The organism is Planctomycetota bacterium (assembly GCA_035384565.1).
Classification (GTDB): Bacteria; Planctomycetota; PUPC01; order DSUN01; family DSUN01; genus DAOOIT01.
The window spans coordinates 45,831-60,971 of sequence record DAOOIT010000038.1; the positions used below are offsets into that span (position 1 = coordinate 45,831).

The following is a 15,141-nucleotide window of genomic DNA, read 5'->3' on the forward strand; positions in this document are numbered from 1 at the left end:
GACTCAACGTGCAAGAGGCGGCATAGTAGCGGGAGACGTTTTATCTCCCAGGAGGTGCAGGCGAGATGAGCAAGAGAGTGGCCCGGTTCCCCCGCAGGGGATTCCTGAAGTGTGCGACAGGCGCCCTGGCAGCGCCGTGGGTGCTGCCCGCCTCGGCGTTCGGGCGGAGCGGCTCGATGTCGCCCAGCGACCGGATCAACGCCGCTGCCATCGGCACCCGCAACCGCGGCAACGACCTCATCAAAGGTGTTATCCGCCACCCCGACGTGCGACTGCTCCTCGTGTGCGATGTGGACAAGACCATCCGCGAGCAGCGCGCCGGCGAATGCAACAAGTCCTACGCCGAGCAGGAGCGCGGCCAGAACATCACCCAGCCCGTCCACGACTATCGCGAGATCATGGAGCGCACAGACATTGACGTGGTGCTGATCGCCACGCCCGACCACTGGCACGCGATCCTGGCCATCGCGGCGCTGCGGAGCGGGAAGGACGTGTACTGTGAGAAGCCGATGACGCTCACTATTGCCGAGGGCCGCGCGATGGCCGACGCGGTGGCCCGCTACGGCCGGGTGTTCCAGTGCGGCAGCCAGCGCCGGTCGGAGGAGCGCCCGCGCCGGGCCTGCGAGGCTGTGCGCAACGGCCGCATCGGCAAGCTGCTGCGGGTCGAGGTGGGCATCGGCCTGCGCCCGGTCAAGTCCGAGCCCGACGTGGCCGAGCCCGTGCCGCCCGAGCTCGACTACGATCTGTGGCTCGGCCCCGCGCCCTGGGCACCCTACTCGACGAAGCGCTGCCATTATAACTTCCGCTTCGTGCGCGACTACTCGGGCGGCGAGATGACCAATTTCGGCGCCCACTTCTTCGATGTCGCCCAGTGGGGCATCGGCGCCGACGACAGCGGCCCCGTCGAGATCCGGGGCAAGGGGGAGTTCTTCGACGGGCTCTGGAACACGTTCTCGAAGGTGGACGTGACCTACACCTACGCCAACGGCGTCGTCGTGCACGGCTCGCATGCCGCCGGCGGGTGCAAGTTCATCGGCACCGAGGGGTGGGTGGACGCCGAGCGCCTGGTCGGCGAGCCCAAGGAGGCGATCCTGGCGCCCCCCGGCCCTAACGAGGTGCACCTGTTCGCTCCCAAGGGGGGGCACATGAGCAACTTCATCGAGGCCGTGCGCACCCGCGGCCGCACCGCCGCAACCGTGGAGATCGGCCACCGGTCGGCCACCGTGTGCCACCTGGGCAACATCGCCATGACCCTCGAGCGGACCCTCAAGTGGGACCCCCAGGCCGAGCAGTTCATTGGCGACGACGAGGCGAACCGCATGCGCCATCGCCCCTATCGCGAGCCGTACGTGCTCTAGGCGCCGCAGCCACCGGATTGACTCTGAGCAGAGTCTCGCTTAGCATAAAGAGAAAGCCGTCTGCGAAGGGCAGGCGGCAACGCTGCGAGATCTCCTGAAGGAGGACTCGGGAATGGCGAGACAGCTTGAGGTCTACAAGTGCGCCCTGTGCGGCAACATCGTGGAGGTGCTTCACGGCGGCGACGGGGAACTGGTCTGCTGCGGCGAACCGATGAAGCTCTTCAAAGAGAACACCGTGGACGCCGCGAGAGAGAAGCACGTGCCGGTCATCGAGCGGGTCGAAGGCGGCATCAAGGTGAAGGTCGGCAGCGTGCCGCACCCGATGACGCCCGAACACTACATCGAGTGGATCGAACTCCAGGCCGACGGCAAGGTCTACCGCCAGTTCCTCAAGCCCAGTGACAAGCCCGAGGCCGTCTTCCCGGTCATCGCGGCGCAAGTGACGGCCCGCGAGTGGTGCAACCTGCACGGCCTGTGGAAGGCCTGAGCGCCCAAGTGCTGGAATCCGAGTCGCGTTCTCTCACGGGCGCGGGCGCCCCGCGCCCGCGCCCGTGGTTCTTCTGTAGGCCGCTGGCACAAAGGAGCCGGGGATGTTTGTGCAGCAGTTCTACGTCGAGGGCATCGCCCACCTGTCGTATCTCGTGGGAGGCAAGAAGGCGTGCGCGATCATTGATCCCAGGCGCGACGTGGACGAGTATCTCGCCGCGGCCAAGGCGATGGGACTCAAGATCACCCACATTCTGGAGACCCATCTCCATGCCGACTTCGTGAGCGGCCACCTGGACCTGGCCCAACGGACGGGTGCGGCCATCTACGCCCCCAAGTCAGGCGGCTGCAAGTACTCCCATGTGGCCGTAGCCGAGGGCGACAGCTTCAACGTCGAGGACATGCGCGTCCGGGTGCTCGACACCCCGGGCCACACGCCCGACTGCATCTGCTACGTGGTGACCGACCAGTCGCGCGGGGACGAGCCCGTGGCCGTCTTCAGCGGCGACACGCTCTTTGTGGGCGACGTAGGGCGACCCGACCTCTTCCCCGGCCGCGGCAAAGAGCTGGCCGCGAGCCTGTTCGGCAACCTCAAGAAGCTGATGGCGCTGCCCGACACGTGCCTCGTCTACCCGGCCCACGGCGCGGGTTCGCTGTGCGGCAAGGCGATGGGCGCCATGCGCGTGAGCACCATCGGCTACGAGCGCGCCCACAACCCTGCCCTCCAGCACAAGACACTCGACGACTTCAGCAAGGCGCTGCTGAGCGGCATGCCTGAGGCCCCCGACCACTTCGCGCGGTGCTCCGACATCAACCGCCGCGGCCCGGCATTGGTGGCCGAGCTTTCGGCCCCCAAGCCTCTCTCGCCCGCCGAGGTGCAGGCGCTCTCCAGCCAGGGGCATGTCGTGCTCGACGCGCGCGACTACGCCAGCTTCGGCGGCGCCCACGTGCCCGGCGCCATCAACATTGACGGCGCCCACAACTTCTCGACCTTCTGCGGTTGGCTTCTGCCCCCCGACAAGCCGATCATCCTCGTCGCCCGCACAGCCGAGGAGGTGCCAGCCCTGGCCACCATGCTCCGCCGTGTGGGGCTGGACGACGTGATGGGCTACCTCGATGGCGGCATGGGGCCGTGGATCACCAGCGGCCTGCCCGTCGCCCGCATCCCCACCATGACCGTCCACGAGGCGCAAGAGGCGTGCAAGTCGAAGACGCCCATCGTGTTCCTCGACGTGCGGGCGGCCGGCGAGTGGAACGCAAGCCACATCGAGGGCGCCACGCACATGCCGCTGCCCGCCACGCGGACGCAGTTCGGCGAGCTGGACAGGGCGGCGACGATTGCCCTCGTGTGCAAGAGCGGCGCGCGGGCGAGCACGGCCGGCAGCATCCTCCAGCAGAAGGGCTTCCGCAGCCTCGCGGTCGTCGCCGGCGGCATGACGGCCTGGGTCGCCGCGGGCTTCGCCCCCGAGTGCGCCACCTGCGCCCTCACCCACGGGCCACGAATCAACCAATAGTCGCCGCCTCACTCGTGACAGGAGGAGCCGGGATGCGCGTGATGGCATGTCTGTTGATGCTGGCCCTGCTCTGGGGCATGGCAGGGCCTGCGATGGCCAAAGGCGCTCCGGCGCCCCTGGCCGACGGGACGGAAGTGGAGTGGGCTCCACCCACGGCATCGAGCAGCAACCCACTCACGATGGCCCGCTGGTCGCCCTACGTGGTCGGCGTGGGCATCGGGGTGCTGTGCTGCCTGGCATTCCTGCTTTCGGACAAGACGATGGGCTGCTCGACGGCATTCGCCCGGAGTGCGGGGATGCTCGAGCGGCTCTTCAGGGGCAAAGCGGTGGAGGCAAAGCCGTACTACCAGCAGTTCAAGCCTGTGGTGGACTGGGAGTGGATGCTGGTGGTTGGGCTGCTGCTGGGCGCAGCGGCCTCGGCGCTGCTGTCGGGCACGTTCCACCTCCACTGGGTTCCGCCCCTCTGGGCGGAGAGGGTCGGCGTTGACCCCGTGGTGCGATGGGTCGTGGCCTTCTTCGGCGGCATCTGCATGGGCTTCGGGGCGCGCTGGGCGGGCGGCTGCACGAGCGGCCACGGCATCAGCGGCACGCTTCAGCTTGCGGCGAGCGGCTGGCTCGCCGTCGCCGGCTTCTTCATCGGCGGCATCGCCACTGCCGTTGCCTTGTTCCACATCATCCTGGCGTGAGGAGGCGGCACGATGCTCAAGAAGCTCCACGGACACAAGGGTGGCCAACTGCTCATCGGCCTGGCGATGGGCTTCGCGTTCGGCTTCCTGCTCCAGAAGGCCGGCGTGACCACTTACGACGTGATCATCAACCAGCTTCTATTCCGCGACTTCACGGTGCTGAAGGTGATGCTCACTGCGATGATCACGGGCATGGTGGGGTTTCACTTGCTGAAAGGACTGGGGCTGGCGCAGTACAAGGTGAAGCCCGGCGGTTTCGGCTCCACGCTCATCGGAGCGCTCATCTTCGGCGTCGGCTTCGGCACGCTCGGCTACTGCCCCGGCACCGTGGTGGGCGCCGTGGGCCAGGGCGCGCTCGATGCGCTCTTCGGCGGGCTGATCGGTGCGCTCATTGGCGCGGCCCTGTTTGCTGCTCTCTTTCCCAAGCTAAAGCGTGGCATCCTGGGCAAAGGGCACTTCGGCGAACTCACGGTCCCCGAACTGCTCAAAGTGAACCCATGGGCAGTCGTCGTTCCTGTCTCTCTCGCTGTGACCGGCCTGCTCTGGTGGCTCGAGGTCTCGGGCTTCTGATCCGTTCAGGAGGGGACCGGTGATCGAGCGCGTTTTCCCCGCCTGGGACTGGTTGCGGGGGTATCGGCGCTGCGATCTGGCGGGCGATCTGGTGGCCGGCCTCGTCGTAGCGGTGATGCTGGTGCCGCAGGGCTTGGCCTACGCGATGCTGGCCGGCCTGCCGCCCGTGGTCGGCCTGTACGCCTCGACCGTGCCGCTACTCGCCTACGCGCTCTTCGGTTCCTCGCGGCAACTCGCCGTGGGGCCGGTGGCGATGATCTCGCTGGTCGTCGTCGCCAAGTGCTCGGCCATCGTGCCAGAGGTCGGCTCGCCAGGCTACATCCGCGTCGTCCTGCTGCTCTGCCTGATGGTCGGGGCGATCCAGGCGGCGTTGGGCCTGCTGCGGATGGGCTTCCTCGTCAACTTCCTGTCCCACGCCGTCATCAGCGGCTTCACGTCGGCGGCGGCAATCCTCATCGGCTTGAGCCAACTCAAGCATCTGCTGGGGATCGAGGTGCGTTCGCAGCACTCGGCCTTCGGGCTCCTGCGCGAGACCGCGCGCGGCATCGGCGGCACGCACGCCGTCACGCTGGCCATTGGGGTGGGAAGCCTGGCCGCTCTCGTGGCGTTGCGGAAGCTGTGGCCGCGGCTCCCGAGCCCCATCGCCGTGGTCGTGGCGGCGACGCTGCTCGCGTGGTTGCTGAGGCTGGACGCCCAGGGCGTGAGAACCGTCGGCCACGTGCCCAGCGGCTTCCCGGCTCTCTCGCTGCCCGAGTGGAGCGGCAGGGACATCGGCCTCCTGCTTCCTGCAGCGTTCACCATCGTGTTCGTCGGTTTCCTCGAGTCCATCTCCATCGCCCAGGTGATTGCGACACGGGAGAGGCAGAGGGTGGACGCGAGCCGCGAGCTGGTCGCCCTGGGGATGGCGAACCTGGCGGCGGCATTCTTCAGCGGCTATCCGGTCACGGGCGGACTCTCCCGCACGGCGGTGAACTACCAGGCAGGAGCGAGGACGGGGCTGGCCTCCATCGTCACGGCTGCGCTCGTGCTCCTCACGCTGCTCGTCCTCACGCCCCTGTTTCACTTCCTGCCCCACGCCGTGTTGGGCGCCATCGTGCTCGTGGCCGTAGCGGGCCTGGTCGACCTCCGGACGCCCCGCCGCCTCTTCGCCGTGAAGCCGTCGGATGGCTGGATGCTGGTGGCGACGTTCGTGGGCACGCTGGCCCTCGGCGTGGAGTCGGGGGTGTTGCTGGGCGTCGCCCTCTCGCTTGGGCTCTTCATCTGGCGCAGCGCCCATCCCCATACGGCTGAACTGGGCTACCTGGCTGAGCATGGCGTCTTCCGCAACATCAAGCGGTTCCCTGAGGCGAAGACGGTTCCCGAGGCGCTCCTCGTGCGTGTGGACGCATCGCTCTACTTCGCCAACATGAGCTTCCTGGAGGACTGGCTGCGGCGGCATCTGCATGAGCGCCCTGCGGTGAGGTGGGTCATCATGGACATGTCGGGCGTCAACGACATGGACGCCGTGGCCATCGAGACGTTGGAACGGCTCATGAAAGGGTGGCGCGAGCATGGCGTTGAGTTCGCCTTCGCGAGCATGAAGGGCCCTGTTCGCGACCTGGTGGCCAGGGCCGGCTGGCCCGAACGGTGCGGCAAGCGCATCGGCTACGTCTCTATCGAGCAAGCCCTGCGCGAGCTGTGTCCGGGTGGCCTGGAGAGCAGTGCCTCGTAGATCTCTCGGCAACGACGGATGTAATGGCGGAAGTTGGCGTAGGGGACCTCGGGCGGGACGTGGTGGTCGAGGGTGGGGATGTAGCCGCCGGCGCGGAACATGGCGGGGAGCTTGCTCACCAGCTCGCGGTCAATGTCGTTCTGGCTCCCATAGAGCGCCCGCTTGTCTATGCCGCCAAGGATGCGCAGCTTGGGAAAAGCCCTGCGGACATCGCGAACGTCCATCCCCGCGGCGACCTCGAAGGGGAGCATGCCATCCACCCCGGCCCCGTGGAAGAGGGGGATGAGCTTGGTCATGTTCCCATCGCTGTCCTGGAGAATCCACTTCGCGCCCATCTGGCGGTAGAAGTCGATCATCTCGCGGTAATAGGGGAGCATGAAAGTGCGGACGAACTCAGGGCTGATGAGCGGGCCGTTCTTGAAGGCCATGTCTTCCCACAGGAAGATGAAGTCGAACTCCACGTCGCGCAGCGCCCGCTCGTAGAGGGTTTGAAGGTAGGTGACGTGGTAGCGGCAGATTTCGTGGATGAGGTCGGGCTGCTCGATGTAGGCCATGAGCAGCCCTTCGAGGCCCATCAACTCGCGTAGCCAGCCGAAGAAGCCGTTCTCGCGGCGGCCGAGGCAGAGGATGTGTGGGAAGCTGGGGGCGGCCTTGGCCCACTCGCTCCAGTTCGCAGGGTAGCGGCCAGGGGTCTTGGGGTCGAGGCGCTCCTTGATGGCCTCGAAGTCGTCGCGGGTGGCCACGGGGTGCTTGATGAACTGGGGGAGGCGGAGGCCACGCTTGCTCTCGCGGCAGATGATGCCCATCTCGGTGCGGACGACGCGCGTGTCGGCGTCCTCGTCGAGCACCTGGCGCTCGAACGGGGGATAGAAGTAGATTTCGATGGGCGGACGGAAGTAGTGGGTGATGCCGCAGGCATCCCAGGGCTCGGCGTCCTGGGGCAGCCCTTCGCCGCGCCAGCGCTCGAGGGCTTCGGGCCAGTAGCCCCACTCGAACTGGCACAGGGTGTCGGGGCGCTCGAAGTTCAGGAGGGCGTGAAAGGCTTGGCGCTGGGTCATCATCAAGCGAATCTCCCGCAGGCTCGCAACCTGCGGGAGGTTGCCTCTCAGGTGGTCTTCTGGCCCTGGTCTCGCTCGAACTGGGCGATCTCGTCCCGGAGGCGTGCGGCGCGCTCGTAGTCCTCGTCGGCGATGGCCTTCGCTTGCTCTTCGCGGAGACCTTCGATGAGTTCCTTGCGGGAGAGAGGCACGTTGTAGGTCTCGCGAAGCTGGAGCTTGAGCTCGCGGAGAGCCGCGAGTTCCTGGCTGACGGGAATCAGGTCCCCGCGTTCCTGCTGGCGGAACCAGTCCTCGATCTCCGCGACCCCTTGTTCCACCCTCTGCACCGCCTGGGCGTAGTGGCCCGACTGGCAGAGGGCGAGAGCGTCGGCACGAGCCCGGTCCATGAGCACGAATCCCCGCCACTTCTCGTGCTGGGCCACGGCCTCGGGGTCGGTGGCGTGGTCACGGATCAGGTCCATCAGGCCCACGTTGTGGTCGGCATCCTCGCGCGCCCGCGCGTACTCGCCGAGCCGGAAGAAGAGGATGCGGCGCTGGTAGTAGTCCATGATCTCCTCGCTGATCTCCTCGACCTCGGCCTTGCCAAGGCGCAAGGTGCGGTTGCCGCGCCGGCGCTCCTGCGACTTGAGGTGGGCGCGATAGAAGTCGAGCAAGGAGGGGAAACCGTGTGGCGTGGCGCCGTCGGGGCGGCCTTCGAACTCCCACTGGAAGATGCCGCAACGGACCCGCACCTGGATCTTCAGGCGGCCGTCGGCGCCGCGGATGCAGCGGACGTTCTTGCCTTCGTCCGAGGGGTCGTGCGCCCAGTCGTTCAACAGCGGCGTCAGATCGATGGCCATGCCACGCGGCCCTGGGACAGTTCCCGTTACTCTCGTCGTCCTCCGCATGCTAGCGCAAAGCGCGCCAGGAGTCAAAGGGGGGTTGGTCTCTAACAACCTTGACACGCTGCGGGGCCTTCCCTAAGATAGTCCAAGTGTGATCGAGGTGCATGCCGCGGCGGCTGGCGGTCAGATATTGGAGATTGGCGACGATGGGATTAGCGTTGCCTGAGGAGATCCTGGCCTGCATGCTCACTGGGACGGGCATGGGGCACTTTTGCGAATATGCAGGACCGGCGTCGGCGAGCGAGCTCGACGCCGCGCAGGTGCGTCCGCCGCGTGGAGCGACACGCGAGCAACTGGATGCGTGGACCGCGGCGACCGACAAGTCGCTGGCAGCCTTCTTCCGCACCTTCGCGCCCAAGGGCGCGCCGCCTGCGGAGGCCGACCCGCGCGACCTGATCAGCTTCATGTCGCACGAGTTGATTGACATTGCGCCTTTCGCCCGCTACTTCCGCCCGCAGCGCATCCCGATGTACCAGGCCAGCGCGACCGAAACGCTCGCGAAGGTCCAGGCCATCTGCCTGTGCTTCTCGGACTGCAAGATCATTGACCAGGGCGGCGCACATGTGCGGCTGTTCAACCGCGACCTGTCGAAGGAGCCGAACATCCCCGGCCACGAAGCCTGCCTCGAGATCGTGCGAGTGCCGCCAGGCATCCAGACGAAGTACGGCCTCCGGCCCGGCGAGCGCTACGTGATCCAGGCCGACATCTATGTGAACGGCGTGAGCCACGCCTTCGGCTACTTCCACCGGGGAGCGATGCAGCAGTATGTGCTCCTGCCCGAGGAAGTGCTGAACAACGACCGCGGAAACTGCCTGATCCCTGTGGATGCGAAGCGGCTGAGCGGTGGGCCATTCGTGAAGAGCGACCTGGGCCGCGCCGAGGCGGGCCTGGCCGAGCCGTGGGGCTGCGTGGCGGCGAAGATTGCGTACCGCACGGGACTCAAGCGCGGCGGCGCCGCCTGGTTCATCGGCGCGACGATGGCCCATCTGGCCCAGGTGCGAGAGGCCGCCGCCACGGCGGGCAAGGTGTTTCTCACCGGCGGACAAGCCGCCGAAATCGCTCGCCAGGCGAAGGCCGAGGTTGTCGAAGACATGGCCTCGCTGCGGCGCAGCCCGGGAGGGGGCACCGTGGATGACATCATCCTGAAGGAGCCCTCGGTGGCGCTTGTCGAGGCGGCCTCGGACGCGCTGGCCTATGGCGGCGTGATGCTGCTGCCGGACTTTCCCATCGGCACCAACGCGAACCTGGATGTGGGGGCGATCCACTATAAGGCCCTCTCCTACCTTGGCGACACCGAGCCCACGTTGGCCGCAACCTATGCGAAGCCGCGCCGCACCACGCTCAAGCCCGGCGGGCGGGCCATCTTCGTTGGGGCCGGCGGCCCGATGGGGCAGATCTGGCTTCAGACTGCCCTCGACAGCCCACATCCCCCGCGCTGGATGCTCGTGACTGAGATTGACGACCCGCGCCTGGGCCTCCTGGAGCAGCTCTTCCGCCCGCAGGCCGAGGCGAAGGGCATCGAGATCCAGTTCGTGAACCCGCTCAAGACGAAGCTGTCGGACATCGTGGAACCCGTGAGCGTGGACGATATTGTGGGCCTCTGCCCCGCCTGGATGCCGATCAAGGCCACCGAGCCCTTCGTGGCGCGCGACGGCCTCATAAACATCTTCGCGGGTATCAAGGCCGGCACCAAGGGGGCTGTGGACATCGGGCTGATCCGCCAGCGCGGCGCGACGATCATCGGCAACAGCGGCTCGGCCGTCGAGGACCTTCAGGGCGTGGTCGTGGGCGCGCTGCGCGGCGAGCTGCGGCCCAACACGTCGGTCGCCGTCATCGGGCCGCTCGCGCGCGTGTGGGAGGCCATGCGCCAGGTCATGTACCGCGAGACCAGCGGCAAGATCTGCATCTTCCCCGAGCTGGCGCTGCCCGACCTCATCCCGCTCGCCGACCTGGGCAAGCACTTTCCTTCGGTGGCCGCGAAGCTCGATGCGCATGGCTTCTGGACCCGCGAGGCCGAGGAGGAGCTGTTCAGCGTCTGCCCTAGGCTCAATGCCTGAACGACGGAGGTTCGCGCCGTGATTCCCCTGCAAGACGAAGCCAAGGTGAACTTGACCGCTGCCGTGCTGGTGCCGCCCGAGGAGGTGTGGGAGCCGATTCAGGCGGCTCGGCGCGTGCACGACCCGCAGTTCCTGCGGTGGATGCCGCACATCACCATGGCCTTCCCGTTCGTGCCCGAGGCGCGTCTGCCCGAGGCGGCCGAGTTGCTGCGGCCCGCCGTGGGCGGAATGGCTCCGTTCGAAATCACCCTCGACGGGTTTGGCAAGTTCACCCACAACGAGCGGTCGGTGACGCTGTGGGTGCGTCCCGAGCCGTTCGCCCTCCTGGCGGAGCTCCAGAGCCGTCTCCAGCAGGCGATGCCGTGGTGCGACGACGTGGCGCGATTCTTCGGCGGCTTCACGCCCCACCTGTCGCTAGGCCGGTTCCGGTCCGTGGAGGATGCGATGCGGGTGGCAGACCGGCTGAACTGGCAAGCACTGAAGTTCCGGGCGACAGAGGTGGCCTTGATCGCGCGATCCGGCGCACCAGCCGACCCGTTCCGCACCGTGCTCACTGTGCCGTTGGGGTCCGGCGGCTAGCGCTCCCAGGCCGAGCGCAACTCGTGGACTTCGAGCGACGCAAGCCTCGCGGTCCCGCCCCTCGCGAACACCTCCAGCGAGCGTGCCTCATCGGGCGGGATGACGCCCACGGGCATGTAGACGCGGCCGCGGTTGGCGAAGACCTCGATCGACGTGCGGTCCACCAGGATCTCCAGACGAATCCTGTCACCCTCGGGCTTCAGCGGGGCATTGCAGCCCTTGGTGTTGAGCTGCTGGCCCCTCGCGTCGTAAACCACGGGCGTGCCGCGGATGGCGACGCCCACCTGGGCCGCATCGCCCGGCTCGATCTCCGCGATGATGTGGAACAGGTCGCCCTCGATCCCCTTCAGCGGGTTCTCGCCTTCCTTCAGCGCGAGGCCAGCCCACGAGTGCTTCTTTGCGTGAAGGAGTTCGATCTCCTTCACTGGCTCGGCGAACATGCGGACACCTTCGTCGGTCGTCCGCAGTGTTAACTGCACGGGGAAGTTCATCATCTGGTTGAACGGCATGTCCTTGTGACCGATGCGGCCCCAGGCGATCTGAATGCGGCGGCCATCCTCGGGGGGGATGTTGCTGAACGTCTGCGAGGCGTAGAAGCAGTTGCCCCAGTTGAAGCGGTGTTTGCCAGGGTGGTCGGGCGTGAAACTCTTGCCGTCGAACGAACCGACGGCGTAGGCCCCGTCGGCAGCGTAGACGACCCAGCGGGTCCTCGCCTTGTCGCCGTCCACGGGCAACTCGAAGATCTCGGGACACTCAAAGTAGCCCTCGATGCGGCTCTGAAGGGTCCAGTCCTTCAGATTCGGCGAGGAGTGGAAGGCGATCCACTGCTTGCCGGCATGCTCGTCATAGACAGCCATGACCCAGTGCTTGCCTGGCGCATACCAGACAAGTTTGGGGTCGCGTCCTGCGTGCTTGACGACGGGGTTCCTCTCGTAGTCGGTGAAGGTGCGGCCCCGGTCGTTGGAGAAGGCGATGCACTCGCCGCGCCCTGTGCTGGTGTAGGCGGCCACGAGCACATCTTCGGCGCCCGTCTTCCAGCCGCCCGTGTTCTCCCTGTCTACCACGGCGCTGCCGCTGAACACCCAGTCGCCGTAGCGCTGCGGGTAGAGGGCGATGGGCAGCTCGGTCCAGTGCACGAGGTCCCGGCTCACGGCGTGGCCCCAGTGCATGTTGCCCCAGTTCCAGCCGTAGGGGTTGTGCTGGTAGTAGAGGTGATACTCGCCTTTGTGGAAGACGAGGCCGTTGGGGTCGTTGTTCCAGCCGCGGCGCGAAGAGAAGTGGAACTGTGGGCGGTGCCTCTCCCTGTAGAGGCCCGCGGCATCGGGCACCTCATCCGACTGGGTGATGGCGGCGAGGGCCTCGGATTCCTCGGGCAGGCGGGCGGTGTCTATTCTGGCCTTCTGGCCTTTGTAGAGGGCCAGGTCGAGGAACACCCAGAAATCGGGCCGGCCATCGGCCAACTCGATGTCGAATTCGTCCACGATCGTGGGCGGGGCGTCTCCGCCCGGCGGGCCGATCGACACCTTCATCCGCTGCTTTGAGGCGCCGTTCTTCACGGGCAGGTGGAGATAGCGCCTCTCGATGACGAGTTCCCGCATGGCCGGCTTCTCCTCGCGCTTGCGGTCGCTTTGGATGATGTGATCGACGTTGATGTGGCCCCAGCCGCCGGTGCGCTTGTCCACGATCTGGATCATGGCCTCCTTGCCGGAGAGGTCGGCAACGTCCCACGAGTGCCACGCGAGGCGTTCTGAACCGCCGGGCTGCACGTTCGGCCCCGTGGCGGTGCGCACGGCCTTGCCGTCCACAAGCAGGGCGATGTAGGTCTCGTCTTTGTAGCCTCCGCCGCCGAGGAGGAAGTTGATGAACTTGCGCTCGATCTTGAACGGGGGGGAGGTGAGCGTGCCCGTGGTGCCGTCGCCCTTGAAGTAGCTGTTCACCAGCCCCTTGCCCAGGAAGCCATCTACGTGCATCTGGTTAGGGAGGGTGCCGCGGGCAGGGCCGGGTCCGAATGCCTCGCCCTCGACCTTCCAGGCGCCGTAGTCCGTGGCCTCGAAGTCGGCGATGAGGATGTCCTCCGCCCCCAGGGCCGTGGCGGCCACGAGGGCGAGAACCAGAAGCCTCCGCACCATCAGCTATTCCTTCGGGTTGGCGAGATCGAGGTAGTACCGGCGCAGGAGTTCGCGGTACTTGAGGGGGAAGCCTTCGCCCTGCGTCTGGAGGAGCTGGTCGCGGACCGCGGGGGGCAGGTTGCCCCATTCGTTGGCGTCGGTGTGGATCTGGCCCGAAGGGTCGCCCTGACCGGGGCGGCCGATGCCCGGGCGCTCCTGCTTCTTTCGCTCCTCGGCAGAAGCGGGCTTCTTCTGCTGCTCTTCGGCCTTCTTCTTCTCTTCCTCAGATTTCGGTTGGGGTTGCGGCTCCGGGCGCTTCTGGGGCTTTCTCTCGTCGCCCTGGCCGCCCTGGGGCGGCTTGTTGTCCTGCTGTTGGGCCGCCTCGATCAGCTTGTCGAGCTTGTCAATGATGGCCTGCTGGACGTCTTGAGTGGTGTCGTCGGTCTTCGCCTCCTTGAGGCGTCGAGCCGCCGTGTCCATGTCGCCGGCGACGTCATAGAGGGGGTTGTCCTGGGCGGCCTGGTCGCGCTCCTTCCCCTTCTTGCCGGGCAGAATCTCCTCCTTGGCGGCGAGAAGAGAGGCGAGCGTGAGGAGGCAGAGCGCGGAGGCGAAGAGGGCGGCGCGTGTCATCGGCCAGGCTCCTGCGGGGGCGTCATGGATTCCTGCTCCTTGGCCTTTTCGAGGGCGTCACCGAACTCGCGGCTGAGGTTCCCCAACTCGGCCTGCTTCTGACTGAGGCGTTGGGCTTTGTGTTGCAAGAGGCGCTCGCGGGCATTTCCGGCGAGGCGCTCGACCTCGATGGCGCGGGTCTCGGTGTTGATGATGGCCTGCATGGCCTTAAGCTGCTTGAGCTGTTGGCTGGGCGGCACGAGCGGGCGCGGACGACCATCCTGCGGTCCGCCACCGCCTCCGCCGCCTTGCTGCGGTTGCTGGGCGAGGCGCTCGCCCTCGGACTTCATGGCGTCGAGGAGCTGCATGAGGTCGCGCTCGATCTCGCGCTGCGTCTCCTGGGTCAGCCAGTCTACCTTCCTGTCAGCAAGGAGTTGGTGGACCTCGCCCATGAGGCGCGCGGCGTTCTTCATCACGTAGAGGAAGATGGGCACCTGGCCGCGCTCGAGGCGTTGGACAACGAGGGCGGATTCCTCCTGGAGCTTCCTTTGGGCATCGGCCAGCTCCCGGCAGCGGAGGGTCTGCGCATGGTCGAGGGGCCTCTGGCCGCCCTCGGTGCCCGCGTCGAGCTTCTGAGTGGCCTCGCGGATGGCGACCTGGCGCGGGAGAAGGTCGGTGAGGACCTTCTGGAGTTCGAAGAGTTCCTGGGCGCGGCGTTGGAGGTCAAGCTGGTCGTGAGCATTGGCGAGCTGGTCGCGGGCCTTCTGGAGCTGATCGGCGGCCTCCTGCTGCTGGCGCTGAGCGTCCTCCTGCGCGGCAGGGCTGGCATCGGGCTGCCGCGATGCCTCGTCGAGTTGCTTCGCGGCATCCTGCATGGCCTTGGCGGCTTCGCGGGCGTCCTGGCTGGCCTGTTGGATGGCCTTCGCTGTCGTGGGGAGGGTGTTCCTGGCTTCGTCGGAGGCCTTCTGGATGCCGTCCGCGGTGGCGGCGGTGGCCTTGGCCGTCTTGTCCTGCTGCGCGGAGCGTTCGGCGAGGCGCTCGAGCTGGCGCTTGCCTTCGGCGAGTTTCCCCTGGAGACCTGCAAGCTGCTCTTCCGCCGCTTGGAGCTGCCGGAGGGCTTCATCCTGGGCGTGAGCGGCGTCGGCCTTCTTGGCCTGGTCGAGGGACCGTGATGCCTCGTTCATCTGGCTGGCGGCCGCGGCCGTGGCCTCACGAGCCTTGCCCAGCGGGTCCTTGTGCTCGGGCGCATTCTCGGTGAGACGCTGAAGCTGGCGTTCCATCTCCTCGGCTTGCCTGGCGTGCTCGGTCTGGGCGGGGGCTTGGCCCTTCAGATCGGCATCCGACGCGGCCTTCTGCGTGGTGCCCTGGGTGGCTCTCTGTTGCTCAGTGAGACGCTGAAGCTGCCAACGGAGATTCGCTACCTGGGTCTCGGTGAGCTGACGCCTCTCGTCGGCGAGGAGTTTCTCGATGTCCTCCAGCTTTTGGCGGCGGTCCTCCTGAAGACGCCGGAGGTCATTGGCG

General features: G+C 67.0%; 13 protein-coding genes. 8 read left to right on the forward strand and 5 right to left on the reverse strand.

Features of this window, described 5'->3' with window-relative positions; genetic code table 11:
* Positions 1–65: 65 nt before the first annotated feature.
* The 6 genes from PLE19_14775 (at position 66) to PLE19_14800 (ending at position 6,325) form a co-directional block, all read left to right on the forward strand.
* Positions 66–1,358, forward strand: a complete 1,293-nt coding sequence (locus PLE19_14775; protein HPD16215.1) for a Gfo/Idh/MocA family oxidoreductase — start codon at positions 66–68, stop codon at positions 1,356–1,358.
* A gap of 112 nt (positions 1,359–1,470) precedes the next feature.
* A complete protein-coding gene (locus PLE19_14780) occupies positions 1,471–1,845 on the forward strand; it encodes a desulfoferrodoxin (protein HPD16216.1) in 375 nt (124 codons plus the stop codon).
* A 103-nt stretch (positions 1,846–1,948) separates the two neighbouring features.
* A complete protein-coding gene (locus PLE19_14785; protein HPD16217.1) occupies positions 1,949–3,358 on the forward strand; it encodes a rhodanese-like domain-containing protein in 1,410 nt (469 codons plus the stop codon).
* A gap of 32 nt (positions 3,359–3,390) precedes the next feature.
* Positions 3,391–4,044, forward strand: a complete 654-nt coding sequence (locus PLE19_14790; GenBank protein ID HPD16218.1) for a YeeE/YedE thiosulfate transporter family protein — start codon at positions 3,391–3,393, stop codon at positions 4,042–4,044.
* Between the two features lie 12 nt (positions 4,045–4,056).
* Positions 4,057–4,614 (forward strand): YeeE/YedE thiosulfate transporter family protein, encoded by a 558-nt coding sequence (locus PLE19_14795; protein HPD16219.1) that lies wholly within the window; start codon positions 4,057–4,059, stop codon positions 4,612–4,614.
* A 19-nt stretch (positions 4,615–4,633) separates the two neighbouring features.
* Complete coding sequence (locus tag PLE19_14800; GenBank protein ID HPD16220.1) at positions 4,634–6,325, forward strand: solute carrier family 26 protein; 1,692 nt, start codon at positions 4,634–4,636, stop codon at positions 6,323–6,325.
* Here the strand turns inward: PLE19_14800 and PLE19_14805 are convergent.
* Together PLE19_14805 and PLE19_14810 are read right to left on the reverse strand one after the other, a co-directional pair.
* A complete protein-coding gene (locus tag PLE19_14805; GenBank protein HPD16221.1) occupies positions 6,259–7,386 on the reverse strand; it encodes a uroporphyrinogen decarboxylase family protein in 1,128 nt (375 codons plus the stop codon). The genes PLE19_14800 and PLE19_14805 overlap by 67 nt on opposite strands.
* A 44-nt stretch (positions 7,387–7,430) precedes the next feature.
* A complete protein-coding gene (locus PLE19_14810; protein HPD16222.1) occupies positions 7,431–8,222 on the reverse strand; it encodes a UvrB/UvrC motif-containing protein in 792 nt (263 codons plus the stop codon).
* Between the two features lie 191 nt (positions 8,223–8,413).
* Here PLE19_14810 and PLE19_14815 point away from each other — a divergent pair, with 191 nt between their 5' ends.
* Both PLE19_14815 and PLE19_14820 read left to right on the forward strand, forming a co-directional pair.
* Entirely contained in the window at positions 8,414–10,324 is a 1,911-nt protein-coding gene (locus PLE19_14815) for a hypothetical protein (GenBank protein ID HPD16223.1), read from the forward strand.
* A gap of 18 nt (positions 10,325–10,342) precedes the next feature.
* Positions 10,343–10,903 carry a 2'-5' RNA ligase family protein gene (locus tag PLE19_14820; GenBank protein ID HPD16224.1) on the forward strand — a complete coding sequence of 187 codons (561 nt, stop codon included), beginning with the start codon at positions 10,343–10,345 and terminating at the stop codon, positions 10,901–10,903.
* Here PLE19_14820 and PLE19_14825 read toward each other — a convergent pair.
* The 3 genes from PLE19_14825 to PLE19_14835 form a co-directional block, all read right to left on the reverse strand.
* On the reverse strand, positions 10,900–13,032 hold the full coding sequence (locus tag PLE19_14825) for a glycoside hydrolase family 32 protein (protein HPD16225.1): 2,133 nt from the start codon (positions 13,030–13,032) through the stop codon (positions 10,900–10,902). The genes PLE19_14820 and PLE19_14825 overlap by 4 nt on opposite strands.
* Before the next feature lie 3 nt (positions 13,033–13,035).
* Positions 13,036–13,641: a hypothetical protein gene (locus PLE19_14830; protein ID HPD16226.1), complete on the reverse strand. Its 606-nt coding sequence runs from the start codon at positions 13,639–13,641 to the stop codon at positions 13,036–13,038.
* Positions 13,638–15,141, reverse strand: a 1,504-nt coding sequence (locus PLE19_14835; GenBank protein HPD16227.1) for a hypothetical protein, incomplete at its 5' end; no start/stop codon positions are given. The genes PLE19_14830 and PLE19_14835, both read right to left, overlap by 4 nt.